Here is a 23,989-nt window from a genome sequence, read left to right as displayed (position 1 = left end):
GGCGTTTATGCCGATCGATCCCGCTGTCGCCGTCGGTGCGGAACTGCCCGAACTCAAGTTCGCCTGGTCGCACTCGGACGTGTTGCTCTACCACCTGGCCCTGGGCGCGACGGAACTGCGCTACGTCTACGAGCAGGGCTTGCAGGTGCTGCCGACGTTCGGTGTTGTCGCACCCCGGTTCCACGAGACCGCGCCGCCCGCGGTGTCGTTCCCAGGCATCGACATCGATCTGGCCCGGGTTCTGCACGGCACGCAGGAGATCACCGTGCACGCACCGATCCCGGCCGAGGGCGAGGCGGTGCTGCGGACGCGGATCGTCGATGTGTGGGACAAGGGGAAGGCCGCGGTGATCGTGCAGGAGTCCACGGCCGTGACCCCGGACGGAGCCTCGCTCTACACGACGCGGTCCAGCATCTTCGCTCGCGGTGAGGGCGGGTTCGGCGGCGAGCGCGGGCCGTCCGGCAAGGTCGAGGTGCCCTCACGCGAGCCCGATGCGGTGATCGAGACGCCGACGCTGCCCCAGCAGGCCTACCTGTATCGGCTGTGCGGTGACCGGAATCCGTTGCACGCCGACCCATCATTCGCGCAACGGGCCGGGTTCGATCAGCCGATTCTGCACGGTCTGTGCACGTACGGCGTGGTGTGCAAAGCGGTGATCGACGCGGTGCTGGACGGACCGCAGCAGGTTCTGTCGTTCGGCGCGAAGTTCGCGGGCGTGGTCTTCCCCGGCGAGACGCTGACGACTCGGGTGTGGCGGGACGGTGCGCAGCTCGTGCTCACGACCACGGCCGCGGACCGTCCCGTTCTCGCTGACGCGGTGCTACGCCTGACCGAGGACTAGACCGCTGGTCGGGACGCCGGTGCCCGCGGTGACCAGGACGTGCTCGACGCCCGCCACCTGGTTCACCGCGGTCCCGCGCACCTGGCGCACGCCCTCGGCGATGCCGTTCATGCCGTGCAGGTAGGCCTCGCCGAGCTGACCGCCGTGCGGGTTGAGCGGGAGCGAACCGTCAAGCTCCAGCGCCCCAGACGCCACGAAGTCCTTCGCCTCACCCTTGCCGCAGAAGCCCAGCTCTTCCAGCTGGATCAGCACGAACGGCGTGAAGTGGTCGTAGAGCACGGCCACGTCCACATCGGACGGACCGATCCCCGACTTCTCCCACAGCCCGCGCGCCACCACGCCCATCTCGGGCAGCCCGGTCAGGTCGTCGCGGTAGTAGCTCGTCATCGTGAACTGGTCCACGCTGCTGCCCTGGGTGGCGGCCTTGATGTGCGCGGGCTTGTTCGGCAGGTCCTTCGCGCGGTCCGCCGAGGTCACGACCAGGGCGACGCCGCCGTCGCTTTCCTGGCAGCAGTCGAGCAACCGCAACGGCTCCGCGATCCACCGCGACGACTGGTGGTCGTCGAGCGTGATCGGCCGTTCGTGGAACCACGCGTGCGGGTTCGTGGCGGCGTGCTTGCGGTCGATCACCGCGATCCGGCCGAAGTCCTCGGACGTGGCGCCGAACTCGTGCATGTACCGGCGGGCGAACATCGCGACCATCGCGGCCGGCGTGCCCAGGCCCATCGGGTAGGACCAGCTGTTGTCGATGTTCGCCGCGGCCGCGGTCTGCACCTGCCCGAACCGGTGGCCGGAACGTTCGTTGAAGGCGCGGTAGCAGACGACGACCTTCGCCGCGCCGGTCTCGACGGCCATCGCGGCCTGCTGGACGGTCGCGCACGCCGCCCCACCGCCGTAGTGGACGCGGCTGAAGAACGTCAGCTCCGGGATGCCCAGTTCGCGGGCCACCGCGATCTCGGCGTTGGTGTCCATGGTGAAGCTGACCAGTCCGTCCACATCGGACGGTTCCAGGCCCGCGTCGTCCAGCGCCGCGCGGACCGCCTCGGCGGCCAGGTGCAGCTCGCTGCGCCCGGAGTCCTTGGAGAAGTCGGTCGCGCCGATTCCCGCGATCGCGGCTTTCACAGGGGCACCTCGATCTTCACGGTTCCGGTGACGTGGTCGCCGTGCCCGGTCCGGCCGACGACCTCGATGGTGAGGTCCTGGTCCACGCGTCCGATCACCTGGCCGAAGAACTTCAGCGTGTCGTAGGCGTAGCACGGCGCGCCGAGCTTGATGTTCACCTGACGCACCAGCGCTTCCGGTCCCGCCCAGTCGGTGACGTACCGCTGCACCAGGCCGGTCGTGGTGAGGATGTTGATGAAGATGTCCTTCGAGCCGCGCTGGATCGCCAGATCGCGATCGTGGTGCACGTCCTGGAAGTCGCGCGTCGCGATCGCAGTGCTGATCACGAACGTGGGCGTGGCGTCGACGTGCCACTCCGGCAGGGAATCACCGATCCGCACGGGGCCTCCAGCTCGGCATCGTCAGCTCCTCGTCGACCTTCGTGAACACGACCTCGACCGGCAGCCCGACGCTCGGCTCACCGGCCAGCTCTCCCAGCATCCGCACGCCCTCGTCCAGTTCGATCAGGGCGATCACGAACGGCGTCTGCTTGCCGGGCACCTGCGGGTGGTGGTGCACGACGTAGCTGTAGACCACGCCGCGCCCGTCCGAGACGAGGTACTTCGGTTTCGTCGCACCGCATTCCGGGCACATCGGGCCTGGTGGGTGCCGGAGCAGCCCGCAGCCGCCGCATCGCTGGATGCGCAGTTCCTGGTTTCGGCAGCCTTCCCAGAAGTACTCGGTGTCGCGGTTGATCGACGGCCTGATCGCCTGTGCCACCGGCTCTTCCGGCTTGGGTTCGACCTTCGCGGCGGGACGGAACTTCAACACCCGGAACCGCATCTCGGCGACCGGCTCGTCCCCGACGTACCAGGTGCTCCTGGTGGTGACGAACCAGCCTTCGCCCAGCGCCGTGTTCTTCGGCCCGGTCACGTCCTCCAGGGTCGACGTCACCGACAGGTGCTCGCCGACCTTCAGGTACCGGTGGTAGGTCTGATCGCTGTTGGTGGCGACGACGGACGTGAACCCGGCGTCGTCCAGGATCGCCATCATGGCGCCGAGCGGGTCGTCGGTGGACCGTTGCCCGTTCAGGCCACCCATCGTCCAGACCTGGACCATCGCGGGCGGCGCGACCTCGGTGTAGCCGGGGTGCTCGTCGCCGAGGGCCTCGAGCCAGTTGTTGATCATCGGCAGGTTCACCGGATCGCGCGCCAGCCGCGGCTTCGACTCGCCCTGTTCGGCGACCCGCGCGGCCTCTTTCTCAACGTCGATCATCGCACCACCCTGGGTAGGCCGAGCCCGATGTTGGCGATCAGCTCGCGCTGGATCTCGTTCACTCCCCCGCCGAACGTCAGCACGAGGTTGCGCCGCGCCTGCACGTCCAGCCACCGCACGAGTTCCGCGTCGGCACCGTGCCGGCCGACGAGCTCCTCGATCAACCGGCCGGCGCGCTGGGTCCGGTCGGCGGCGAACACCTTGGTGGCACTGGCATCCGCGACCTCGACCTCACCGCCGGAGACCTGCCAGTTGAGCAGTTCGTTGACCCGGTGCACGGCTTTCACCTCGGCCAGCGCCCGCTGGACGTCCGGGAGGTCGAGAATCCCGCGCTCGGCGGCCCAGCCGTGCACGCGTTCGAGCAGCGCGCCGATCCGGCCGGACGGGCCGAGCATCACGCGCTCGTGGTTGAGCTGGGTGGTGATCAGCCGCCAGCCCTTGTTCTCCTCGCCGACCCGCATGCCTTCCGGTACGCGCACGTCGTTGTAGTAGGTGGCGTTGACGTGGTGCGCACCGTCGCACGTGATGATCGGCGTCCACGAGTAGCCGGGGTCCGTCGTGTCGACGATCAGGATCGTGATGCCCTTGTGCCGCGAGTCGGGCGCTCCGGTGCGGCAGGCCAGCCAGACGTAGTCCGCGTCGTGCCCGCCGGTCGTGAAGGTCTTCTGCCCGTTGACGAGGTAGTGGTCGTCGTGGCGGACCGCCTTGGTGCGCAACGCGGCCAGGTCCGTGCCCGCGTCCGGCTCGGTGTAGCCGATGGCGAAGTGGAGGTCGCCGGCCAGGATGCGCGGCAGGAAGAACTCCTTCTGCTCCTGGGTTCCGAACGCCTGCAACGTCGGCCCGACCGTCTGCAGCGTCACGTACGGCAGGGGGACGTCCGCGCGGGCGGCCTCGTTGACGAAGATCTGCTGCTCGATCGGCCCGAACCCGAGCCCGCCGAACTCCTTCGGCCACCCGACGCCGAGCCTGCCGTCGCGGCCGAGCCGTTTGACCAGGCCGCGATAGGTCTCGCCGTGCCGTTCGGTGAGCATCGCCTCGCGTTCCCCGGCGGACATGAGACCGGCGAAGTACTCGCGCAGCTCGTCGCGCAGCTTGCGTTGCTCTGCGGTGAGGTCAATGAACATCGATGGCCCCCAAGCGGTGCTCCACTCCGCCGACGAACCGCGTCAGCTCCTTGGCCATGCCGTAGTAGCGGTGCATCGGGTAGGTGATGTCGAGGCCGAGGCCGCCGTGCAGGTGATGGCACGTGTGCACGGCCGGCAGGGCTTCCGCCGCCAGCCAGTACGCCGCCGTGTCGAGGTCGCTGTCGTCGAGGCTCCAGCAGGCCGTCAGGGCCGCGAGGTGGAGTGTGCGTGCGGCGATGTAGACGTCCGCGACCTGGCACGCGGCTGCCTGGAAGGTCGCCAGGGGCTTGCCGAACTGGTGGCGGGTGCCGACGTGCGCGACGGTCAGGTCGAGGGCTCCTGCCAGGACGCCGTCCGCGACCGCGCACGCCCCGGCCAGCGCGAACCTCCTCAGACCCGCTGCGGCGCCTTCGTTCAGCGGTTCACCGCGGACGCGGTCGAGACGCACGGTTCCGTCCGATATGGACACACCCGACTGCGTGGGATCGATGACGAAGACACCGGGTCCATCGGATGTCGTCGCGGTGACGAGGATCCGGTGCGCCTCGGCGGCGTTCGGCACGTTGATCTTCAGCCCGGAGATCCCGTCCGGCCCCGCCGTGGTGGCCGGCACGGCGGGCAACGGCGCCGACTGCTCGCTCAGCGCCGCGGTCAGCACCGCGTGCTGCTCCGTCACCAGCGGCAACAACTCGTCCTGCTGCTCAGGAGTCCCGTACCGCACGATCGGCAACACGCCCAACGCGAGCGTCGCCAGTGCCGGCACGTCCGCCGCGCGCCGTCCGACCTCGGTCAGCAGCAAGGCCGTCTCCAGCACGCCGAGCCCATCGCCACCCAGCCGTTCCGGAACGGCCAGGGCCAGCAATCCCGCCTCCCCCAACGCCTTCCAGGGAGTGTCGCTCTCTCTGCCCAGCACGTCGGCCGCCAGCTTGGCGATCTCCCGCTGGGTGTCGTCGAGACTGAAGTCCATCAACGCTCCCTCGGTAATCCGAGAATCCGCTCTCCGGCCAGGTTCATCAGCACCTGCGTGGTCCCGCCCGCGATGCTCAGGCACCGGGTGAGCAGGAACTCGAACACCTGCTCGTTGTCCACGGCACCGTCCGGCCCGAGCAGCTCGACGGCGAACTCCGCGACGTCCTGCCGATGCCGCACGCCGACGAGCTTGCGCACGCTGGACTCCGCGCCCGGTTCCTGACCGCTCAGCAACCGCAGGCTCGCGCGCAAGTCGAGCAACGAGACCGCGAGGCCCTCGGCGACCAGCGTGCCGAGCCGTTCCGCGTGGTCGTGCGCCGCCGGTTGCCGCAGCACCCGTTCCAGCGCCTCGTCGAGCGAGCCGCGGCCCATCGCCACGCGTTCGTTCGCCAGGGTGGTGCGGGCCAGCCGCCAGCCGTCGTTCACCGCGCCGACCACGCAGTCGTCCGGCACGAACACGGCGTCCAGGAAGACCTCGTTGAACCGCGCCTCGCCGGTGATCTCCCGCAACGGCCGCACGTCGATGCCCTCGGTGCGCATGTCGACCAGGAAGTACGTGATCCCCTTGTGCTTCGGGACGTCCGGGTCGGTGCGGGCGAGACAGATCGCCCAGTCGGCCCGGTGCGCAAGCGACGTCCACACCTTCTGCCCGGTGAGCCGCCAGCCGCCGTCGGCCCGGATCGCCCTGGTGCGCAACGAAGCCAGATCAGAGCCGGCCTCCGGTTCGCTGAACAGCTGGCACCACGTGATCTCGCCGCTCAACGTCGGCCGCACGAACCGTTCCTGCTGCTCCGGCGTGCCGTGGCGCAGGATCGTCGGCCCGGCCCAGCCGCCGATCACCAGGTCCGGCCTGCGCACGCCGGCGCGGGCCAGCTCGTCGTCGATCACCAGCTGCCGGGCGGGCCCGGCGTCCAGCCCGAACGGCCGCGGCCAGTGCGGCGCGAGGAAACCGGTGTCCGCCAGCCGTTCCCGCTGCTCATCGGCGTCGAGGCCGGCGATCTCCGCGGCGAACGCCCGCAGTTCCAGGTCGCCCTCGACCTCGACGGCGTGAGATCGCCGTGCGCCGCCCAGGGCCAGCTCCGCGACCCGCCTGCGCCACCGCGCAACGCCGCCCGCGAGCTGCTGCAAGGCCAACGCCCGGCGCAGGTAGCGGTGCGCGTCGTGCTCCCAGGTGAAGCCGATGCCGCCGAGCACCTGGATGCAGTCCTTGGCGTTGCGGACCGCCGCGTCCAGCGCGACGGCCGCCGCGACCGCCGCCGCGAGGGGGTGCTCGTCGGGCTCACCGACCGCGCGGGCCGCGTCCCACGCGACCGAGCTCGCCTGCTCCGCCCGGCACAGCATCTCGACGCACAGGTGCTTGACCGACTGGAACGACCCGATGGCGCGCCCGAACTGCTCGCGCTGTTTCGCGTACTCCACCGCGGTGTTCAGGCACCACGCCGCGACACCGCTGGCCTCGGCGGCCATCAGCGTCACCGCGAGGTCGGTCGGGTCGGCGACGACCTCACCCGGTGCGGCGACCACCACCGAGCCCAGTGAACGGGACAGGTCCACGGCTTCGCGTTCGGTCACCTGACCTGCCGGTGCGAGCCGCCACTCGTCGGTCCTGACCAGCACGTGGGTCGCTTCAGCGGCACCCACCACGTGGTCCGGCGAGAACCCGAACCCGGCCACACCGTCGAACGACGGGAACAACACGCTCACCAGCGCGGTGGGCAGCAACGGGCCGGGCACGAGGTTCTCCGCCGCGCGCTCCAGCATCACGGCGAGGTCGACGACGGTGCCGCCCTCCCGCATCACCTCGAAGAACCCCACCCGGACGAGGTCGGCCCACTCGGCCTTGGCCGCGTCCACGCTCTCCCGCAACGAGTGGTGCTCCCCGGTCATGGCGATCGGCATGCGGCCTCCTCCAGTACGTGAAGAAGTTTATAGAACGTGTTCTAATTCCGGCAACAGATCATGGCACGGAAACCGCTCAGGTACGATGGTGACGCTGCTGCAACACGTTCCAGGAGGATCATCTCCGTGTCACCTTCGAAGTCGCGCACGGACGCACTCATGGCGGGCGAGGAGCTCAGCTCCGTCGCCCAGCGCGAGCGCCGCAAGCGGATCGTCGACGCGACCATCGCACTGGCGTCCAAGGGCGGGTTCGACGCCGTCCAGATGCGCGCCGTCGCGGACCGCGCGGACGTGGCGCTGGGCACGTTGTACCGGTACTTCCCGTCGAAGGTCCACCTGCTCGTGTCGAGCCTCGGCGTGGAGCTGGAGCGCGCCCAGGAGAAGATGGACCGCACCACGGTCCCCGGCGACAGCCCCTACGAGCGCGTGCTGTTCGTCCTCGGGCGCATCACCAGGGGCCTGCAGCGCAACCCGCACCTCACCGAGGCGATGACGCGCGCCTTCACCTTCGCCGACGCCTCCGCGGGCGCCGAGGTCGACCGCGTCGCATGGCTGATGGAGAGCATGTTCACCAAGGCCATGAGCGACGGCGAGCCGACCGAGGAGCAGAAGGCGATCGCCAGGGTCATCGGCGACGTGTGGTTGTCGAACCTGGTCGCCTGGGTCACCCGCCGCGCCACCGCGACCGACGTCGCGAACCGCCTGGAACTCACCGTCCGCCTGCTGCTGAAGTAGCCGGTCTCCGGCAGGATCCGCACAAAGCCAGGCGCCCGCCCCGGGCGACATCACCATCGCCTGCGCGCACGGGTGCCCCGGCACCCCCTGACCGAGGTGAGCCGTCGTCCTCCAGGACGACGCGGAATCACACCGGCGAACGATGCCGGTGCACCGGTCACGCCCTAACGTCTGTCCTATGAAGACGCTCGTTGTGATCGGTGTGTTCATCCTCGTCAGCGCCGGAACCGCCTTCGTGGTGGTGCAGCAGGGCGGCGGCTGGAACACGCTGGTCGGCAAGGCCTGGGCGATCACCTACGAGGTGACCGCCCAGGCCGGAACCCAGCAGCAGACACAGGTGCAGTACGCCGAGAACCCCGACCGTTACAAGAAGCGGACGCCGGAGTCCATCTCGCTGTCCACGCCCTTGCCGTTCAAGACGGAGGTCGTGATCAACGCCGGCGAGAAGGCCCAGGTCCTCGCCACACCGAGCGGCGGCGAGACGCTGTCGTGCCGCATCCTGCTCGACGGCGAGAAGGTGCTGGCGAGCGCCACCGCCGCGCCGGGCCAGGAAGTGCGCTGCGAAGCCGTGACCAACATGTGAGACGACTCCGTGAGGTCGGCCGGAAGGCTGACGACGAGGAATGCCCTCGGTGACGACGATGTTCGGAGTGAGAGCGCGACCGCTGTCTGTTGTGGACGGCGGCAGGTCTCACGCCACCACGGAGTCACGAGATGAAGTTCCAGGTCCTGGACATCCTGCCGCACCTGACGAACCCCGTCACCGGGCGGCAGATCCGCACGGACGAGCGCTACGCCCAGGCGCTCACGTCCGCGCGCTATGCCGAGGAGTTCGGGTACGATGCCGTCGCCCTCGGCGAGCGGCACGCCGGCCCGTTCCTGAGCAGCGGCTCCTCCGTGCTGCTCGGCGCGATCGCCGCGACCACGAACCGGGTCCGGATCCAGACCGGCGTGTCCGTGCTGTCGATCCACGACGCGCTGCGGACCGCAGAGGACTTCGCCACGATCGACCAGCTCTCCCGCGGCCGCCTGGAACTCGTCATCGGCAAGGGCAACCAACAGCAGCAGTTGCCCATGTTCGGCATCGAGGAGGGCGACCAGTGGGAGGCGCTGAAGGAGAAGTACGAACTGCTCCGCCGACTCTGGCGCGAGGAGAACGTCACCTGGGAGGGCCGTTTCCGCGGCCCGCTGCACGACGTGACCAGCCTGCCCCGCCCGTTCGCCGGCGCACCCAGGGTGTGGCACGGCTCCGCGACCACGCTCACCTCGGCCGAGCTCGCCGCCAGGTGGGGTGACCCGCTCTTCTCCGCCAACGCGATCCAGCCCAGGGACAACTACACCGTCCTCATCGACCACTACCGCAAGCAGTACGCCGAGCACGGGCACGATCCGCGGTTCGCCTACGTCGGGGCAGGGGCGGGGTTCCTGTACGTCGCCGACACCACGCAGGAGGCGCGCGAGGCGTTCGGCCCGACGTACGAGAAGTTCGTGGAGTTCTTCAACCTGCCCGGAAACCACACGCCGGGCAACGAGATGACGTTCGCGACCATCGACGACGCCATCGAGCGGGGGCCGGTGCTCGTCGGCAGCCCGCAGCAGATCGCGGAGAAGATCCTGTGGTGGCACGAGGGATTCGGCCACAGCCTGCAGTCGTTCAGCCTGCCCACGATGATCCCGCACGAGCAGCAGCTCCACATGCTCGAGCGCCTGGCGAGCGAGGTGATCCCGGTCGTGCGCAAGTCGGCGCCCACGACGTTGTGGGGCGACGAGGACCCGTACGGCGGGCGTCCGGCCGTTCATGGGCGCACGGTGGCCGACGCGGCGAGCGAAATCGAGAACCCCCGTCCGTGATGTGGCGAAGTGGTACGTGATTCTCAATTCCAACCGATGCCGATTGACATCGGAAATTGGGCGTTGACAAGACCCCCCGAGCCCATAAACTCATGTTTAGCGGGGGGCGTCAGGCATCAACAGAGGTTGCCTCTCCTCGCCCCTGAGATCTCTGGGGGAGTTCTCTTGAACAGAATGCTGAAATCTGTGCTGTCCGCGTGCCTGGTAGCGGCCTCGCTGCTGGTCATGTCACCCGCGGGTTCCGCACAGAACCAGAAGCCGGCCCAGGACGACATCTCCATCATGGGCATCGGGCGGGCCACCCAGGTCAGGTTCGCCGAGACGTGGATCCGCTTCCGGCCCAACCCGTACAACGGTGAGCACCTGATCACCAGGCCGGGCCACGACGTCGCCACGATCTGCTGGGTCATGGGCGCCGACGGCAAGTTGTGGGACATGGTCTTCGACCACAACCAGAAGTACATCGGCTGGACCCACGAGGAGAATCTGACCGTCACCTCGTCGACGTGGTGCAACTCCTTCGGGCGTGGGACCACCCTCAACGGGACCACGGCGTGGGTGCACCTCGCCCCGTACGAGGACTGGGCGCACGAGGTCGTCCACGAGGGCAACAACCTCGCGTCGGTCTGCTACTACCAGCAGACCGCGAACAAGAGGTGGGACGTCGTCCTGGAACACGGCGCCGACAACAAGCTGAACCGGGTGGGACTCACCTACTCCAGCTATCTCGACAGCCCCAGCTCCACCCCGTGCACTCCCTGATTGTTTCACCGACCGCCGGCCGCTCGTCATCGAATTCGGTGACGGGCGGCCCGCCCATTCCTATTTTTCCTTCTTTTCCGGCTCGTCACCGGATTCGAGTTGCTGCGGCGGATCCTGAGGAATGTTCGCCAGCGTCTGGTTGATCATCTGCTGACCGACCACCAGAGGCAGTGCCCCGTTGGCCAGTCCGGCGTCGGCCACGATGCTCGGGGTGTTGAAGTCCTTCAGCTCGCCGAGCGACTGGAGCAGCACCTCGGACTGCACGCCGAGCAGCTTGACCCTGGCCTCGGTCTCGGCCACCGGAACCGCGGCCTCCTCCCGCGCGGTCTGCAGGCGCCGGCGCTTGATCTCCTCCTCCAGCTCGGCGTTGCGCAGGCGGTAGCCGAGCTCCTCCTGCTCGTCGCGTTCCTGCGCCTTGCGGCGGCGGCGCGCGTCCAGTTCCGGGTCCTCGGACTCGAAGTCGCTCAGCGTCGTGCGGCCGGCTTCCACGCCCCACTCCGCCAGCGCCTCCCGCACCTTCGACTCCAGCTCCATGCGGACCTCGTTGAGCTGCGCGATGAACTGGAGCACCTCGTGCTCGGAGGCGCTGCTTTCGAAGTAGCCCTTGACGGTGCGGCCGAGCACGCGTTCGACGAACCGCTGCACCGGGCGGGGCTCTGCACGTCGCCCAGGCCGGACATGTCGCGGTCCTCGCCGAACCGGCGCACCAGGCCCGGCGCCGCCTTGGCCGGGATGCGGATGATCTGGGTCATCGTGAACAGCAGGCGGTGGCCCTCGACGTTGGCCACGATCTGGTCCAGCGCGGCGTCGTAGCGGTCAGAGGACTTGTTCTCCTTGCGCTGCCACTCCAGCGTCAGCTCGCGGGTCGGGATGATCACCACGCGGGCGAACCACGGGTTGATCCGGTAGACGCCGCCCTGGGACAGGGTCTCGGCCTGCGCGCCCCGGCGGCCGCCGTTGGCCAGGAACTCCCACGGGCGCTGGAAACTGGCGTGGCCCGCCACCGGGGCGCCGACGACGCTCTCGTCGTCGTCCGGTGCGTCGCCTTCCTTGGCGATCACGACGCCGGTGGCGCCTTCCGGGATGCTGATGTCCGTCAGGTCGGAACGGGTGAGCTCGTAGATCTCCGCGTCGCCCAGCGTCTCGGTGGTGATCACCTCGAACAGGGCCGGGTTGATGTCGTAGTAGGCGCCGCCGGGCAGCACCATGGGCTGCTTGCCCATCTGACCGCCGCGCATCAGGAACGCCCGGCCGTCCTGGAAGTAGTTGCACTCCACGTGGTTGCACAGCGTGCGATCGACCGGTGGGACCGCGCCTACCTTCGCGATGACGAGCCCTATCGTGCCCGTGGGGACGTAGGTCCGCGGCACGAACTTGATTCGGTAGAGCAACGGCGGCAACAGGTAGCGGCGGTCGGCCTGCAACGTGGCCGCCTGCACGCCCTGGCCGCCGTGCACGCGGACCGGGTACCTCTCGCTCTTCAGCACGCCGAACCGCTTGTACACCAGGCCGATCTTCCCGGTCGGCACGGACTGGTAGCCGGTCAGCGCCACCACGACGACGACCGCGGCGATCACCAGGAGGACGATGAAGATGGTCATGAGCCTCTGACCCCGCTGTTCCGCAGTCGTGTGTGCACGGTCATCACCGTGTCGGTCCACTTGTCGTGCCAGCTCCCGAACCGTTCGAGCTGGGGGTTGCGCATGGTCGGGAAGAACCCCGGCGGGAAGTCGTCCGCGGCGACGAGTTCCGAGTAGGGCGGCGAGACCTCACCCCGCAGGCCCTTCCACCCCACGGTCAGCGCCAGCGCGAGGAAGTCGCGGTGACGGCCGGGCGGTGCGCCCTCCGGCGGTCCGGGGTGCCTGGCCAGCTGCATCGCGAATCCCTGCTGTCCCTGGGAGAACTTCGCCCACGCGGTGTCGATGTCGGCGAGCAGCCCGACCGGCAGCCGCCCTGCGTCGGAACGCCGCAGCCAGCCCCGGTCCAGCCGCTGCCCGGCCTCCAGCAGCAGCGAGGTCGTCAGGATGTCGGCGTGCGCGAGCTGTCCTTCCTCCAGCGTGTGCCGCAGCTTTCGCAGCGAGACCTCCGTGGGCGCCGTCGCCACCGGGACGACCGGAACCGGCCTCGTCACCGGACCGGGGCGCGGCGCATCGGAGTCCAGCAGCGCGCGGAGCTCGCCGATCTCCTGCTCGCCGGGCAGCCGCCCGTCCCTGGCGTCGAAGAAACTGGTCGCCGCCAACAGGAAGTGCCGGTGCCCGCGCAGCAGAACCGGCAGGAACGGCCGGCCGTGCCGCTGTCCTTCGAGGATCTCGCGCTCGACCCACTCCGACCGCTCCGAGGCGGGCGACATGATCACGATGATGCCGGGCGCGGTCGCCAGCCGGTCCCTGATCTCCCCCGGAACCCTTGCGCCCCAGCGGAGCTTGGCGTCCAGCCACACCGGCAGTGCCGAGGCCTCGAGGTGCTCGGTGAGCCGTTTCACGTACGCCGCATCGGCTTGCGTGTAGGAGAGGAAGAAACCGGCCGGTCCAAACGACATGCCGCAAGCTATCCGCGCCGTCGCGAGTTGAGACAGGCGCGGCAACTCATTGTCCATCAATTGGCCACTGCGGCTCACCCGCTCGGAGCAACCTGCGTTCCGGTACCCCGACGCATTGACCACTCGGGACGGTACTGATTGTGTTGCCCCGAGTACAGGGGGTCACATGGCAACCAGGCGGCAGTTCTTCGGGCAGGCGGCGGCGGTGTCCGCCGGGGTCGCGTTGACCGCACCGGCGATGGCGGCGGCGGTGGCCGCACCCGAGGTGGACACCGGTCTGGTCGAAGTCGCCTTCCGGGTCAACGGCGAGCAGACGAAGCTCAGCCTCGACCCGCGAGTGACGCTGCTCGACGCGCTCAGGGAACGCCTCGGCCTGACCGGGACGAAGAAGGGCTGCGACCGCGGCCAGTGCGGCGCCTGCACGGTGCACGTCGACGACAGGCGTGTGCTGTCCTGCCTGACGCTGACGGCGACCCTGCAGGGCAAGGAGGTCACCACGATCGAGGGGATCTCCGGCGGTGACGAGCTGCACCCGGTGCAGCGGGCGTTCATCGACCACGACGGGTTCCAGTGCGGGTTCTGCACGTCCGGCCAGATCATGTCGGCGTGCAAGGTCGTCGAGGAGCGCGAGGTGCGCACCGACGACCAGATCCGGGAGGCCATGTCCGGCAACCTCTGCCGCTGCGGCGCCTACCCGAACATCCTCGAGGCGATCAAGCAGGCCAAGAAGGGCGGCCGGTGATGCGCGCGTTCGACTTCACCACGCCTTCCACCGTCAGCGACGCGCTGAAGCTCGCCAAGCCGGGGTCGGCGTTCCTAGCCGGAGGCACGACCTTGGTCGACCTCATGAAGCTCGAAGTCCTGACGCCGGACCGGGTCATCGACGTCAACCGCCTGCCGCTCAAGGGAATCCGGCTCCACCAGGGCGCGCTGCGGATCGGCGCGCTGGAGCGGATGGGCGACGTGGCGGCCCATCCGGTCGTCTCCTCGGTCCACCCGATGATCTCCCGCGCACTGCTGCTCAGCGCGTCCGGCCAGTTGCGGAACATGGCGAGCATCGGCGGAAACCTGATGCAGCGCACGAGATGCGACTACTTCCGGGACGTCACGTCGGCGTGCAACAAGCGGCGACCAGGCAGCGGCTGCCCGGCGCTGACCGGCGTGAACCGGGGCCACGCGATCCTGGGCACCAGCGACTCCTGCGCCGCGACCCACGCCAGCGACGTCGCCGTCGCGTTCGCCGCCCTGGAGGCACAGGTCGTGCTCCGCAGCGAGGACGGCGACCGGACGGTGCCGCTCGAGGACTTCTACCGGCTGCCGGGCACCACGCCGGACCGGGAGAACGTGCTCGGGCCCGGTGAGTTGATCGCCGAGGTGGTCGTGCCGCTCCTGCCGTGGGCCCGGCACTCGACGTACCTCAAGATCCGCGACCGGCAGTCGTACGAGTTCGCGCTCACCTCGGTCGCGGCGGCGATCAGCCTGAAGCGCGGCGTCGTCCAGGACGTCCGCCTCGCCGCCGGGGGCGTCGGCACGAAACCGTGGCGACTACGAGCGGTCGAGGAAGCGTTGAAGGGCGGTGTGGCGATGGAACGGACCTTCGCCGACGCCGCCGAGTCCGCTGTGGACGGAGCAAGGCCGTTGGCGCACAACGCCTTCAAGACGAGTCTGCTGAAGCGCACGATCGTCCGCGCCCTCCTCGACGCGGCGGGTGTGCGATGATCGGGCAGTCCGTCGACCGGGTGGACGGACGCATCAAGGTCACCGGGGCGGCCACCTACGCCGCCGACACGAAGATTCCCGGCGTCACCTACGGCTACCTCGTCACGAGCACCATCGGCAAGGGTGCCGTCACCGCGATGGACACCACCGCCGCGCTCGCCTCCCCCGGCGTGCTCGCCGTCTACACGCCGTTCAACCCGCTGAAGCTGTTCGCCTACGTCCAGGAGCAGAACGACGAGCGCTTCCCTCCGTTGCAGGACAAGGAGGTGCGGTACTTCGGCCAGCCGATCGGCTTCGTCGTCGCGGAAACGTGGGAACAGGCACGCGACGCGGCAAGCCTGGTCACGGCGACCTACCAGCAACTTCCCCACACCACCGACTTCCCCGGCCGAACCCCGCAGAAGCTGGAAGAGGTCGAGGAAGTGCTGGCCGACGGCGTCCAGTCGATCGCACAGGTCGACGCGGCCGTCACGTTCACCGCGGAGTACACATCGCCGGTGCAGCACCACTGCGCGATGGAACCGCACGCCACGATCGCGACCTGGAACGGTGACCACCTGACGGTCTACTCGACGTCCCAGGGCGCGCTGCTCGTGCAGAAGCGGTTGTCCGAGACGCTCGGCGTGGACCCGGCGAAGATCCACGTGCTCAGCCCGCACGTCGGCGGCGGTTTCGGCGGCAAGTGGGGCAACTGGGCGCAGGTGCCGCTGGCGTGCGCGGCGGCCAGGGCGCTGGGGCGGCCGGTCAAGGCGGTGCTCACTCGCGAGCAGGTGTTCGCGGTGGCCGGGCACCGGCCGCTGACCAGGCAGACGATCTCGCTGACGTGCCAGGAGGACGGCACGCTCACCTCGATCACGAACGACAGCACGTCCAGCCGTGGCTTGGCCGGGAACTTCTCCGAGTCCCCCGCCGTCTGGGTGCAGACCACCTACGCGAGCCCGAACCTCCGCACCACCAAGAAGCTCGTGCCGCTGAACCTCGGCGCGGCGACCGTGATGCGCGCACCGGCCGAGGCGAACGGCTCGTTCGCGCTGGAGAGCGCGATGGACGAGCTGGCGGAGAAGCTCGGGATCGACCCGCTGGAACTGCGGCTGCGCAACTACGCGACCGTCGTGCCGAACACCCGCAAACCGTGGTCCAGCAAGCACCTCGACGAGTGCTACCGGCTCGGCGCCGAGGAGTTCGGCTGGTCGCGCCGCCCGCTGCGGCCGCGCGCGACGCAGGACGGCGACTGGCTCGTCGGCACCGGCATGGGCACCGCGACCTACTCCGTGTGGCGCGACCGGGCGTCGGTCAAGGTGCGGCTGGTCGCGGACGGCACCGCCACCGTGTCCGGCACCGGCGCCGACCTGGGCACCGGTCAGTACACCGTCTTCGCCATCCTCGCCGCCGACGCGCTGGGCATCCCGGTCGGCCGCGTGCGCCCGGAACTCGGCGACTCCACCTCCCCCGCCGCGGCCAACGCCGGCGGGTCGGTGTCCACCTGCAGCAACGGCCCCGCCGTGCAGGACGCGGCGCGGAAGTCGCAGGCGGAGCTGATCGCGCTCGCCGTCACCAACCCGCGTTCGCCCTTCTACGGCAAGGACGACGTGTCCTATCGGGACGGCAGCGTGTCCAGTGGCGGCTTGACGATGAGCTTCGGCACGCTGCTCACCACGTGCGACGTCGGCGGTGTCGAAGCCGTCGGCAGCTCACCCCAGCTCGTCGACCCCGAGCACGGCTACCGGTCTTTCGGCGTGCACTTCTGCGAGGTCCGCGTGCACCGGCTCACCGGAGAACCGCGGGTCAGCAGGTGGTTGTCGGTGATGGACGCGGGCACGATCGTCAACGCCAAGGCCGCCCGCAGCCAGATCCAGGGCGCGGTGGTGATGGGCATCGGCCAGGCGCTGCTGGAGGCCACCGAGATCGACCACGCCACCGCCCGCTTCGCCAACGCCAACCTCGCCTCCTACCTCGTGCCGGTGCACGCCGACGTCCCGAAGATCGACGTGCGGTTCATCGACCGCCCGGACCCGCTGGTCAGCGGGCTCGGCGCGAAGGGCATCGGCGAGCTCGGCATGGTCGGTGTGGCCGGCGCGATCGGGAACGCCGTGCACCACGCGACCGGTGTGCGGGTGCGGGACCTGCCGATCACGCTGGACAAGCTGCTCAGCTGAGCGTCAGGCCCGACAGGCCGCGCAGGACGCCGCTCACCGCTCCGGCGATGTCGTCGCGGTGGGCGTCCAGCGCTTCGGTGGTGACGCCGCCCTTCTCCAGGGAGAGGTGGTCGACCACCGCCTTGAGCACCGCGCTCACGGCGGCCGCCTGCACGCGGTGCTCGAGCGAGTCGGCCGACAGGCCAGAGCGGTGCGCGAGCACCTCGGCGAGCGTGGCTTCCGCGCGTTCCCTCAGCACGAGGTAGACGGCACGCAGCGCGGGTTCGTCGTGGGTCATCCGGACCACCGAGAGGACCGCGTTGCCGTCCGCGTCGCAGGACGAGTCGAAGACGGGCGTGTAGGCGGCCCGCAGGTGCTCGATCAGCTCCAGCTCGGGCGGCCAGGCGCGCAACACCTCCTGGAAGGCGTCGACCATCGTGGCGAGCAGCGGCGCGATGCAGCTCTCCTTGGAGGGGAAGTAGCGCCACAACGTGCGTTCGGAGACCCCGGCGGCCTTGGCGATCTGCTCACCGGAGGTGGCGGCGACACCCTGCGCGGCGAACAACCGGATCGCGTGCCGGGAGATCTCCAGGCGCTGCCGCTGACGTTGCTCCTCGCTCACCGGCGGCCGTCCCCGGCGCGGCGCACCGCTTTCGGCCACAACGTCCTCCATCGGGCGATTTAAGCACGTCCGCGCCTCGCATATTAATTGGCAGACACTGCCAATAAACTGCTACGGTCGAGGTGTCGCCAAGTTCGGGAGGAAACCTTGAGCGCCACCGCGGAACGCCTGCAGCTGCCTTTGCCCAGGCCGAACGTCCTCGATCTCGCCCCGTTGTACGAAGTGCTGCGCCGGGAGGCGCCGATCGCCGCGGTCACCACACCGGTAGGTGACCCGGCCTGGCTGGTGACCCGGTTCGAGGAGGTCCGCCTCCTGCTCGGCGACAAGCGGTTCGGCCGCTCCCACCCCGAGCCGGAACGGGCGTCGCGCCTCTCCAGCGCCGCGGTCCTGGACGGGCCGACCGGCGAATACGAGACCGAGGAAGCCGACCACGCGCGGATGCGCCGGCTGCTGACCCCCGCGTTCTCCGCCAAGCGGATGCGGATGCTGTCCGATCACATGGGAGAGCTGGTCGAGGGCTACCTCGACCAGCTGGTGGCCGAGCACGAAGCCGCGCCGGATGGCGTGGTCGACCTGCACTCACGCCTGGCTTTCCCGTTGCCGGTCGCGATGATCTGCCGGTTGCTCGGCGTGCCGGAGTCCGACCACGAGCACTTCTCGTCGCTGTCGGAGCGCATGGGCAACACCGCCATCGGCGAGGAGGCCCACCGGGCGCGCGAGGAGTTCCTCCAGTACATGGTCGGCCTCATCGAGACCAAGCGACCCGCGCTGGGTGAGGACGTGATCTCCGACCTGGTCCGCGCCCAGAGCGCCGACGAGGCCTACGACTACGACCAGATGGTCCAGCTCTGCGTCGGGCTGCTGTTCGCCGGGCACGAGACCACGGTCAACCGCATCGGCCTCGGCGTGTTGTTCCTGCTCACCCGCCGCGAGCACTGGGACGCGCTCGTCGCCGATCCGGACGGGCGCGTCGACGCCACGGTGGAGGAGATCATGCGCCTCGGCGCGCCGGGAGACTTCGGCCTGCTGCGGTACGCCCACACCGACGTCGACCTCGCCGGCGTCACCATCCGGCGCGGCGACGCCGTGGTCATCTCGATCAACGCCGCCAACCGCGACGCGTCGGTGTACAGCGAGGCCGAGACCTTCGACCCCGACCGTCCGGAGAGGACACACCTCGGGTTCGGCCACGGCGCGCACTTCTGCATCGGCGCGAGCCTCGCCCGCACCGAACTGCGCGTCGTCTTCGCCGCGCTGGCCCGCAGGCTGCCGGGCCTGCGGCTCGCCAAGGAGCTCGACGAACTCGAGGTGCGCACCACGTTGACCGGTGGTGTCGCCGAACTGCCTGTGACCTGGTGAAGGAGCTCGCCGTGAAGGTGATCGTGGATCAGGAGAAGTGCGTCGGCGCCGGGCAGTGCGTGCTGGCCGCCGACGACGTGTTCGACCAGCGCGACGAGGACGGGCTGGTGGAGTTGCTGAACCCCAGCCCGCCCGAGCCGCGGCTGACCGACGTGCGGCACGCGGCGGCCGTCTGCCCGGCCGCGGCCATCCTCGTCGAGGACTGAGCGGCCCGCGAACTCAGGCACCGCGGACGCGGGTCGACGCGCGGACCACGAGCTCCGGCTGGAACTGCACGTGCCGGTGCTCGTGGTCCGGTTCGCTCTCCTCCAGCAACAACCGGGCGGCGGTGCGGCCGAGCTGGTCGCGCGGCTGGCGCACCGAGGTGAGCGGCACGGCGGCCGCGGCGGCGAACTCGATGTCGTCGTAGCCGACGACCGCGAGGTCCTCCGGAACCTTCAGGCCCTGCTGCGTCATGGACTGCAGCAGCCCGAGCGCGAGCAGGTCGTTGGCGCAGAACGCGGCCGTGGGGCGGCGCACCGACGGCAGGCCGACCAGCCGCTCCCCCGCGCTGCGTCCTTCCGCCACCTGCAGGTCCGTCGTCTCGAGCACGGTGAGGTTCGCCTCGGGCAGGCCCGCGTTCGCCATGGCGCGCAACGCTCCCGCGTGCCGGTCGCGCACCTGCTGGATGGTGAAGGGACCGCCGACCATCGCGATGCGGGTGTGGCCGGTCTCGATCAGGTGTGTCACGGCCAGTTCGCCGCCGAGCACGTCGTCGACGGCCACCGAGCAGGTGCCGTCCTGGGCGCTGTGGTCGACCAGCACGACCGGCGTGCCGCGGTGCAGCAACTCGGCGAAGCCAGGGACCTCGGCGTCGACCGGGGTGATCAGGATGCCCTCGACGCGCTGCTCGTGCAGCAGTTCCAGGTACTCGCGCTCGCGGCCGCCCTCTGAGGCGCTGTTGCACAGGAACACCGCGAAGCCGGCTTCCCTGGCAGCGCTTTCCACACCGCGCGCCACGTCGGTGAAGAACGGGTTCGACGCGTCCAGCACGACGTAGGCGATGACGCGGCTGCGGCCCGCGCGCAGTTGACGCGCCGACTCGTTGCGGACGAAACCGAGCTCGGCGATCGACGCCAGGACACGCTGCCGTGTCGCGGGCGCAACTACGTCCGGACGGTTCAGGACGTTCGATACGGTCGCGTTCGAGACGCCCGCGTGATGGGCCACCTCGCGGATGCCGATCGAGGGTTTCACGGGCGGCTCCTGAGTGTTGAAACGTGGCAAGGGATCGTAACCCAAACCCTTGACATGCGACCTGAAGACACTCAGGCTTCACGCTAACAGCCGGTTAAAACGTTTCAATCAACGAGGAGAGAGCGTGGACCGACCTCCCGTGGTGGCACTGGACGGCGTGAGCAAGGCGTTCGGGGCGGTCCGGGCGCTGTCCGAGGTGTCGCTGCAACTGCTGCCCGGAGAGGCGCACGCGTTGCTCGGCGAGAACGGCGCGGGCAAGTCGACGCTCATCAAAACGCTGGCCGGCGTGCACCGGCCGGATGCCGGCCGGCTGCTCGTGGACGACGCCGAACGCCGCTTCGCCGGCCCCGCCGACGCGCTCGCGGCCGGCATCGCGATCATCTACCAGGAACCGACGCTCTTCGGTGACCTCACGGTGGCCGAGAACGTGTTCATGGGCCGCCAGCCGCTCGGCCCCGGCCGCCGGATCGACGTGCGCGAGATGAACACCCGCACCGAGAAGCTGTTCTCCCGCTTGGGAGTCCGCCTCGACCCGGCCCGGCCGGCCCGCGGCCTGTCCATCGCCGACCAGCAGCTCGTCGAGATCGCCAAGGCCCTCTCGTTCGACGCCCGCGTGATCGTCATGGACGAGCCGACCGCGGCCCTGTCCGAGCACGAGGTCCAGCGACTCTTCGGCGTCGTGCGAGCGTTGCGCGCGGACGACGCGGCGGTGCTGTTCGTGTCGCACCGGCTCAACGAGGTCTTCGAACTGTGCCAGCGCGCCACCGTGCTGCGCGACGGCGAGTTCGTCTGGTCCGGCCCGCTCGCCGACGAGTCCCCGGACTCCCTGGTGCGCAAGATGGTCGGCCGCTCGCTCGACCAGCTGTACCCCAAAGAGGACACCACGCCCGGCGAAGTGCTGCTGTCGGTACGACGGCTGACCCGCGAGGGCGTGTTCACCGACGTGACGTTCGACGTGCGGGCGGGCGAGATCGTCGCGCTGTCCGGTCTGGTCGGCGCCGGCCGCAGCGAGGTGGCACGAGCAGTCTTCGGCATCGACCGCCCCGACGCGGGCTCGGTGCTGGTGCACGGCCGGCGCCTCAAGCCGGGCTCCCCCACCGCCGCGATGGCCGCGGGAATCGGCCTGGTGCCGGAAGACCGCCGCCAGCAGGGGCTGGTGATGGACGCGTCGATCGAACGCAACACCGCGCTCGCCTCCCTCGGCTCGCTGTCGACCTTCGGGCTGCTGCGGAGCAGCTCGGAACGCGCGCTGGCCCAGGACTGGGCGGTGAAGCTGCGGCTGAAGTTCGCGCGGCTGAGCGACCCGGTCGGCGTGCTGTCGGGCGGCAACCAGCAGAAGGTCGTGCTCGCGAAGTGGCTCGCCCGCCAGCCGTCGGTGCTGATCGTGGACGAGCCGACGCGCGGCATCGACGTCGGGACCAAGGCGGAGGTGCACCGGTTGCTGAGCGAGCTCGCCGGGCAGGGCGTGGCGGTGCTGATGATCTCGTCGGAGCTGCCCGAGGTGCTCGGGATGGCGGACCGGGTGCTGGTGATGCACGAAGGACGGTTGGTGGAAGAGCTTTCTCGCGCCGAGGCCACTGAGGAGAAGGTCGCGCTCGCTGCGGCTGGACAGGGGGTGGCGCGGTGATCGCATGGACGCAGGAAAGGCGCTGGGCGGGCACCGGCCCGGTGACCTCACGCCCGCAGGCACGTGTGCGCGGTGCGGGCACCGGACCGGCGACCACGCGCCCACACGCACCTGAACGCGGTGCGCGCCGCGCAGGCAGCGCGCCAGAGACCTCGCAGCCCCGCGACCACAGCACCCGTTGGGCGGTGACCCCATGACCGCCGAAGCCCCCGCCCTCACCCCCGTCGCCACCCGCCGCACCGCAGCCCGCCGCCTGAGCGACCGAGTCGGCCGCGTCCGCGAGCTAGGCATCCTGGTAGCCCTCGCGCTGGTCGTCATCCCCACAGCGATCGTCAACCCGAGGTTCATCCAGACCCAGAGCCTCCGCGACCTACTGCTCAACGCCTCGATCGTCGCCCTCCTCGCCGTAGGCCAGACCCTGGTCGTGGTGACCCGCAACGTCGACCTGTCCGTAGGCTCGGTGCTCGGTCTCTCCGCATTCCTGACGGCACAACAGTTCGCCGACCACCCCGGCACGCCGCTGCTCGCCGGCATCGGGTTCGGAGTGGCCATCGGCCTGGTGTGCGGGCTGCTCAACGGCCTGTTCGTGGCCGTCGGCAACGTCCCGAGCCTCGTCGTCACGCTCGGCACGCTGTACGTGTTCCGCGGCGTCGACTACGCGCTGGCACAGGGGCGGCAGGTCAACGCCGCCAACCTCCCGGACGGACTGCTCGACCTGGGCAGCGCGCGACTCCTCGGCATCCCGATCCTGGTCCTCACAACGTTGCTCGTGATCGCCGTGGCCGCGGTCTTCCTGAAGTCCTACCGGTCCGGCCGCGAGCTGTACGCGATCGGCTCGAACCCGGAGGCCGCCGTCCTGGCCGGCATTCCGGTGGCCAAGCGGACGCTCACCGCCTTCGTCCTGAGTGGACTGATCGCCGGACTCGCCGGTGCGTTGTGGGTCGCCAGGTACGGCACCGTCGACGCGGCCGCGGGGACCGGGCTGGAACTCCAGGTGGTCGCGGCGGTCGTGGTCGGCGGGGTGGCGATCTTCGGTGGCTCCGGCACCGTTGCCGGTGCGGCGCTGGGGGCGTTGTTGCTGGGCACCATCACCAGCTGCCTGGTGGTGTTGCAGATCCCGGCGTTCTGGCAGCAGGCCATCGCGGGCGCGCTGCTGCTCAGTGCGATCACCGTTGACCGGCTGCTGGCGTTGAAGCTCGCCAAAGCCTTGCGCCGCACGGAAGGGACCAGCCATGCGTAAGCTCCTGCGGTGGGAGACCGTGCTGGTGCTGCTGCTGATCGCGGTGGCGGCAGTCGGTCAGTTCAACACCGGTGGTTCGTTCCTGTCCGGTGGCAACCTCTTCTACCTCGGCCTGGACATCGGCGAGATCGCGCTCATCGCGTTGCCGCTCACGCTGGTGATCATCGCGGGCGAGATCGACCTGTCCGTGGCGTCGGTCCTGGGGTTGTCGAGCGCGCTGGTCGGCTGGCTGTGGAACGCGGGCTGGTCGCTGGAGACGATCCTGCCGTTCGTGATCGTGGTCGGCGCTGTCTGCGGCGCGGTCAACGGGCTCCTCGTCACCAGGCTCGGCCTGCCCTCGCTCGCGGTCACGATCGGCACGCTCGCGCTGTACCGCGGGCTCGCGCTGGTCGTGCTCGGTGACACGGCGGTCGCCGATTTTCCGGCGAGCTACACGAGTTTCGGCACCACGCCCGTGCCCGGCACGAACATCCCGTGGCCGATCGCCCTGGCCGCGGTGCTCGCCGTCGTCTTCGGGATCGTGTTGCACGCCAGCTCCTTCGGGCGCTCCGTGTACGCGATCGGCGCGAACGAGGAGGGCGCCCGGTTCTCCGGCATCCGGGTGAAGCGGATCAAGCTGATCCTCTTCGTGGTCGCCGGGGCGGTGGCCGCGATCGCGGGCATCGTCTACACGTTCCGCTTCTCCAGCGCCCGCGCGGACAACGGGGTCGGGCTGGAGCTGGCGGTCATCGCCGCGGTGCTGCTCGGCGGCGTGTCCATCTTCGGCGGCAAGGGCACGTTGTTCGGCGTGCTCGCGGGCGTGCTGCTGCTCGGCGGCCTGCGCAACCTGCTGATCCTGCAAGACGTCTCGACCGAAATCCTCACCATCGTCACCGGCCTCCTGCTGCTGGTGAGTGTGCTGGCACCGTCCATCGCCAGGCGTGTTCCCGTCGTCGCGAACCGTTGAAAGGCAAGA

At 69.7% G+C, this 23,989-nt stretch carries 24 protein-coding genes; 13 read left to right on the top strand and 11 right to left on the bottom strand.

Going from position 1 to position 23,989, the window contains the following annotated elements; translation table 11 throughout:
• Window positions 1-7: 7 nt before the first annotated feature.
• On the top strand, window positions 8-841 hold the full coding sequence (locus ACIA8G_RS10030; RefSeq protein ID WP_396417992.1) for a MaoC/PaaZ C-terminal domain-containing protein: 834 nt from the start codon (window positions 8-10) through the stop codon (window positions 839-841).
• On the opposite strand, the gene ACIA8G_RS10025 is transcribed toward ACIA8G_RS10030, so the two are convergent.
• Genes ACIA8G_RS10025 through ACIA8G_RS10000 form a run of 6 tightly spaced genes read right to left on the bottom strand, consistent with a single transcriptional unit; the run spans window position 821 to window position 7,209 of the window.
• On the bottom strand, window positions 821-1,963 hold the full coding sequence (locus tag ACIA8G_RS10025) for a lipid-transfer protein (protein ID WP_396417991.1): 1,143 nt from the start codon (window positions 1,961-1,963) through the stop codon (window positions 821-823). The two genes, ACIA8G_RS10030 and ACIA8G_RS10025, sit on opposite strands and share 21 nt — an antisense overlap.
• Window positions 1,960-2,343 carry a MaoC family dehydratase gene (locus ACIA8G_RS10020; protein WP_396417990.1) on the bottom strand — a complete coding sequence of 128 codons (384 nt, stop codon included), beginning with the start codon at window positions 2,341-2,343 and terminating at the stop codon, window positions 1,960-1,962. The genes ACIA8G_RS10025 and ACIA8G_RS10020 overlap by 4 nt, the downstream gene beginning before the upstream one ends.
• On the bottom strand, window positions 2,330-3,214 hold the full coding sequence (locus tag ACIA8G_RS10015; RefSeq protein WP_396418683.1) for a bifunctional MaoC family dehydratase N-terminal/OB-fold nucleic acid binding domain-containing protein: 885 nt from the start codon (window positions 3,212-3,214) through the stop codon (window positions 2,330-2,332). The genes ACIA8G_RS10020 and ACIA8G_RS10015 overlap by 14 nt, the downstream gene beginning before the upstream one ends.
• Window positions 3,214-4,341, bottom strand: a complete 1,128-nt coding sequence (locus ACIA8G_RS10010) for an acyl-CoA dehydrogenase family protein (protein ID WP_396417989.1) — start codon at window positions 4,339-4,341, stop codon at window positions 3,214-3,216. The genes ACIA8G_RS10015 and ACIA8G_RS10010 overlap by 1 nt, the downstream gene beginning before the upstream one ends.
• Window positions 4,331-5,308 carry an acyl-CoA dehydrogenase family protein gene (locus tag ACIA8G_RS10005; RefSeq protein ID WP_396417988.1) on the bottom strand — a complete coding sequence of 326 codons (978 nt, stop codon included), beginning with the start codon at window positions 5,306-5,308 and terminating at the stop codon, window positions 4,331-4,333. Before ACIA8G_RS10005 ends, ACIA8G_RS10010 begins: the two co-directional genes overlap by 11 nt.
• Window positions 5,308-7,209 carry an acyl-CoA dehydrogenase family protein gene (locus ACIA8G_RS10000; RefSeq protein ID WP_396417987.1) on the bottom strand — a complete coding sequence of 634 codons (1,902 nt, stop codon included), beginning with the start codon at window positions 7,207-7,209 and terminating at the stop codon, window positions 5,308-5,310. The genes ACIA8G_RS10005 and ACIA8G_RS10000 overlap by 1 nt, the downstream gene beginning before the upstream one ends.
• Before the next feature lie 159 nt (window positions 7,210-7,368).
• Between ACIA8G_RS10000 and kstR the strand changes: the two genes are divergently transcribed.
• The 4 genes from kstR (at window position 7,369) to ACIA8G_RS09980 (ending at window position 10,557) form a co-directional block, all read left to right on the top strand.
• The gene (gene kstR / locus ACIA8G_RS09995) at window positions 7,369-7,944 is read left to right on the top strand and encodes a cholesterol catabolism transcriptional regulator KstR (protein ID WP_396418682.1); all 576 of its coding nucleotides are present in this window, start codon (window positions 7,369-7,371) and stop codon (window positions 7,942-7,944) included.
• 178 nt (window positions 7,945-8,122) lie between these two features.
• Entirely contained in the window at window positions 8,123-8,527 is a 405-nt protein-coding gene (locus ACIA8G_RS09990) for a hypothetical protein (RefSeq protein WP_396417986.1), read from the top strand.
• 131 nt (window positions 8,528-8,658) lie between these two features.
• Window positions 8,659-9,795: an LLM class flavin-dependent oxidoreductase gene (locus ACIA8G_RS09985; RefSeq protein WP_396417985.1), complete on the top strand. Its 1,137-nt coding sequence runs from the start codon at window positions 8,659-8,661 to the stop codon at window positions 9,793-9,795.
• 174 nt (window positions 9,796-9,969) lie between these two features.
• Entirely contained in the window at window positions 9,970-10,557 is a 588-nt protein-coding gene (locus ACIA8G_RS09980) for a hypothetical protein (RefSeq protein ID WP_396417984.1), read from the top strand.
• Between the two features lie 60 nt (window positions 10,558-10,617).
• On the opposite strand, the gene ACIA8G_RS09975 is transcribed toward ACIA8G_RS09980, so the two are convergent.
• Genes ACIA8G_RS09975 through ACIA8G_RS09965 form a run of 3 tightly spaced genes read right to left on the bottom strand, consistent with a single transcriptional unit; the run spans window position 10,618 to window position 13,096 of the window.
• Window positions 10,618-11,091, bottom strand: coding sequence for a hypothetical protein (locus ACIA8G_RS09975; protein ID WP_396417983.1), 474 nt, complete (start codon window positions 11,089-11,091; stop codon window positions 10,618-10,620).
• Window positions 11,022-12,158 (bottom strand): hypothetical protein, encoded by a 1,137-nt coding sequence (locus tag ACIA8G_RS09970; protein ID WP_396417982.1) that lies wholly within the window; start codon window positions 12,156-12,158, stop codon window positions 11,022-11,024. The genes ACIA8G_RS09975 and ACIA8G_RS09970 overlap by 70 nt, the downstream gene beginning before the upstream one ends.
• Window positions 12,155-13,096, bottom strand: coding sequence for a TIR domain-containing protein (locus ACIA8G_RS09965; RefSeq protein WP_396417981.1), 942 nt, complete (start codon window positions 13,094-13,096; stop codon window positions 12,155-12,157). The genes ACIA8G_RS09970 and ACIA8G_RS09965 overlap by 4 nt, the downstream gene beginning before the upstream one ends.
• 238 nt (window positions 13,097-13,334) lie before the next feature.
• Here ACIA8G_RS09965 and ACIA8G_RS09960 point away from each other — a divergent pair, with 238 nt between their 5' ends.
• From ACIA8G_RS09960 to ACIA8G_RS09950, 3 genes are read left to right on the top strand one after another with little or no spacing between them, the layout of a single operon-like run.
• A complete protein-coding gene (locus ACIA8G_RS09960; protein ID WP_396418681.1) occupies window positions 13,335-13,838 on the top strand; it encodes a (2Fe-2S)-binding protein in 504 nt (167 codons plus the stop codon).
• Window positions 13,838-14,815 (top strand): FAD binding domain-containing protein, encoded by a 978-nt coding sequence (locus ACIA8G_RS09955; RefSeq protein WP_396418680.1) that lies wholly within the window; start codon window positions 13,838-13,840, stop codon window positions 14,813-14,815. Before ACIA8G_RS09960 ends, ACIA8G_RS09955 begins: the two co-directional genes overlap by 1 nt.
• Window positions 14,812-16,971, top strand: coding sequence for a xanthine dehydrogenase family protein molybdopterin-binding subunit (locus tag ACIA8G_RS09950; protein ID WP_396417979.1), 2,160 nt, complete (start codon window positions 14,812-14,814; stop codon window positions 16,969-16,971). Before ACIA8G_RS09955 ends, ACIA8G_RS09950 begins: the two co-directional genes overlap by 4 nt.
• On the opposite strand, the gene ACIA8G_RS09945 is transcribed toward ACIA8G_RS09950, so the two are convergent.
• On the bottom strand, window positions 16,964-17,623 hold the full coding sequence (locus ACIA8G_RS09945; protein ID WP_396417978.1) for a TetR/AcrR family transcriptional regulator: 660 nt from the start codon (window positions 17,621-17,623) through the stop codon (window positions 16,964-16,966). The genes ACIA8G_RS09950 and ACIA8G_RS09945 overlap by 8 nt on opposite strands.
• 96 nt (window positions 17,624-17,719) lie before the next feature.
• On the opposite strand from ACIA8G_RS09945, the gene ACIA8G_RS09940 reads away from it, so the two are divergent.
• Window positions 17,720-18,931 carry a cytochrome P450 gene (locus tag ACIA8G_RS09940; protein ID WP_396417977.1) on the top strand — a complete coding sequence of 404 codons (1,212 nt, stop codon included), beginning with the start codon at window positions 17,720-17,722 and terminating at the stop codon, window positions 18,929-18,931.
• An 11-nt stretch (window positions 18,932-18,942) separates the two neighbouring features.
• Entirely contained in the window at window positions 18,943-19,137 is a 195-nt protein-coding gene (locus ACIA8G_RS09935) for a ferredoxin (RefSeq protein ID WP_396417976.1), read from the top strand.
• Window positions 19,138-19,150: 13 nt separating this feature from the next.
• Here ACIA8G_RS09935 and ACIA8G_RS09930 read toward each other — a convergent pair whose 3' ends face one another.
• Window positions 19,151-20,167 carry a LacI family DNA-binding transcriptional regulator gene (locus ACIA8G_RS09930; RefSeq protein WP_396417975.1) on the bottom strand — a complete coding sequence of 339 codons (1,017 nt, stop codon included), beginning with the start codon at window positions 20,165-20,167 and terminating at the stop codon, window positions 19,151-19,153.
• A gap of 124 nt (window positions 20,168-20,291) precedes the next feature.
• On the opposite strand from ACIA8G_RS09930, the gene ACIA8G_RS09925 reads away from it, so the two are divergent.
• From ACIA8G_RS09925 to ACIA8G_RS09915, 3 genes are all read left to right on the top strand, one after another.
• The gene (locus ACIA8G_RS09925; RefSeq protein ID WP_396417974.1) at window positions 20,292-21,794 is read left to right on the top strand and encodes a sugar ABC transporter ATP-binding protein; all 1,503 of its coding nucleotides are present in this window, start codon (window positions 20,292-20,294) and stop codon (window positions 21,792-21,794) included.
• Window positions 21,795-21,987: 193 nt separating this feature from the next.
• Entirely contained in the window at window positions 21,988-23,034 is a 1,047-nt protein-coding gene (locus ACIA8G_RS09920) for an ABC transporter permease (protein ID WP_396417973.1), read from the top strand.
• A complete protein-coding gene (locus ACIA8G_RS09915; RefSeq protein ID WP_396417972.1) occupies window positions 23,027-23,980 on the top strand; it encodes an ABC transporter permease in 954 nt (317 codons plus the stop codon). The genes ACIA8G_RS09920 and ACIA8G_RS09915 overlap by 8 nt, the downstream gene beginning before the upstream one ends.
• Window positions 23,981-23,989 lie beyond the last annotated feature (9 nt).

Source organism: Lentzea sp. NPDC051213 (genome assembly GCF_044455585.1).
Classification (GTDB): domain Bacteria; phylum Actinomycetota; class Actinomycetes; order Mycobacteriales; family Pseudonocardiaceae; genus Lentzea.
Note: the sequence above shows the minus strand (reverse complement) of the source record. Positions and strands in the feature narration are given on the sequence as shown.

Excerpts from the sequence above, each read along its gene's own strand:
- ACIA8G_RS09985 (WP_396417985.1), top strand. The coding sequence starts at position 8,659 with ATGAAGTTCCAGGTCCTGGACATCCTGCCGCACCTGACGAACCCCGTC.
- ACIA8G_RS09915 (WP_396417972.1), top strand. The coding sequence starts at position 23,027 with ATGCGTAAGCTCCTGCGGTGGGAGACCGTGCTGGTGCTGCTGCTGATC.
- ACIA8G_RS09970 (WP_396417982.1), bottom strand. The coding sequence starts at position 12,158 with ATGACCATCTTCATCGTCCTCCTGGTGATCGCCGCGGTCGTCGTCGTG.
- ACIA8G_RS09920 (WP_396417973.1), top strand. The coding sequence starts at position 21,988 with ATGACCGCCGAAGCCCCCGCCCTCACCCCCGTCGCCACCCGCCGCACC.
- ACIA8G_RS10000 (WP_396417987.1), bottom strand. The coding sequence starts at position 7,209 with ATGCCGATCGCCATGACCGGGGAGCACCACTCGTTGCGGGAGAGCGTG.
- ACIA8G_RS10010 (WP_396417989.1), bottom strand. The coding sequence starts at position 4,341 with ATGTTCATTGACCTCACCGCAGAGCAACGCAAGCTGCGCGACGAGCTG.
- ACIA8G_RS10030 (WP_396417992.1), top strand. The coding sequence starts at position 8 with ATGCCGATCGATCCCGCTGTCGCCGTCGGTGCGGAACTGCCCGAACTC.
- ACIA8G_RS09960 (WP_396418681.1), top strand. The coding sequence starts at position 13,335 with ATGGCGGCGGCGGTGGCCGCACCCGAGGTGGACACCGGTCTGGTCGAA.
- ACIA8G_RS09950 (WP_396417979.1), top strand. The coding sequence starts at position 14,812 with ATGATCGGGCAGTCCGTCGACCGGGTGGACGGACGCATCAAGGTCACC.
- kstR (WP_396418682.1), top strand. The coding sequence starts at position 7,369 with ATGGCGGGCGAGGAGCTCAGCTCCGTCGCCCAGCGCGAGCGCCGCAAG.
- ACIA8G_RS09980 (WP_396417984.1), top strand. The coding sequence starts at position 9,970 with ATGCTGAAATCTGTGCTGTCCGCGTGCCTGGTAGCGGCCTCGCTGCTG.
- ACIA8G_RS09955 (WP_396418680.1), top strand. The coding sequence starts at position 13,838 with ATGCGCGCGTTCGACTTCACCACGCCTTCCACCGTCAGCGACGCGCTG.
- ACIA8G_RS09990 (WP_396417986.1), top strand. The coding sequence starts at position 8,123 with ATGAAGACGCTCGTTGTGATCGGTGTGTTCATCCTCGTCAGCGCCGGA.
- ACIA8G_RS09965 (WP_396417981.1), bottom strand. The coding sequence starts at position 13,096 with ATGTCGTTTGGACCGGCCGGTTTCTTCCTCTCCTACACGCAAGCCGAT.
- ACIA8G_RS09945 (WP_396417978.1), bottom strand. The coding sequence starts at position 17,623 with ATGGAGGACGTTGTGGCCGAAAGCGGTGCGCCGCGCCGGGGACGGCCG.
- ACIA8G_RS10005 (WP_396417988.1), bottom strand. The coding sequence starts at position 5,308 with ATGGACTTCAGTCTCGACGACACCCAGCGGGAGATCGCCAAGCTGGCG.
- ACIA8G_RS09975 (WP_396417983.1), bottom strand. The coding sequence starts at position 11,091 with ATGGAGCTGGAGTCGAAGGTGCGGGAGGCGCTGGCGGAGTGGGGCGTG.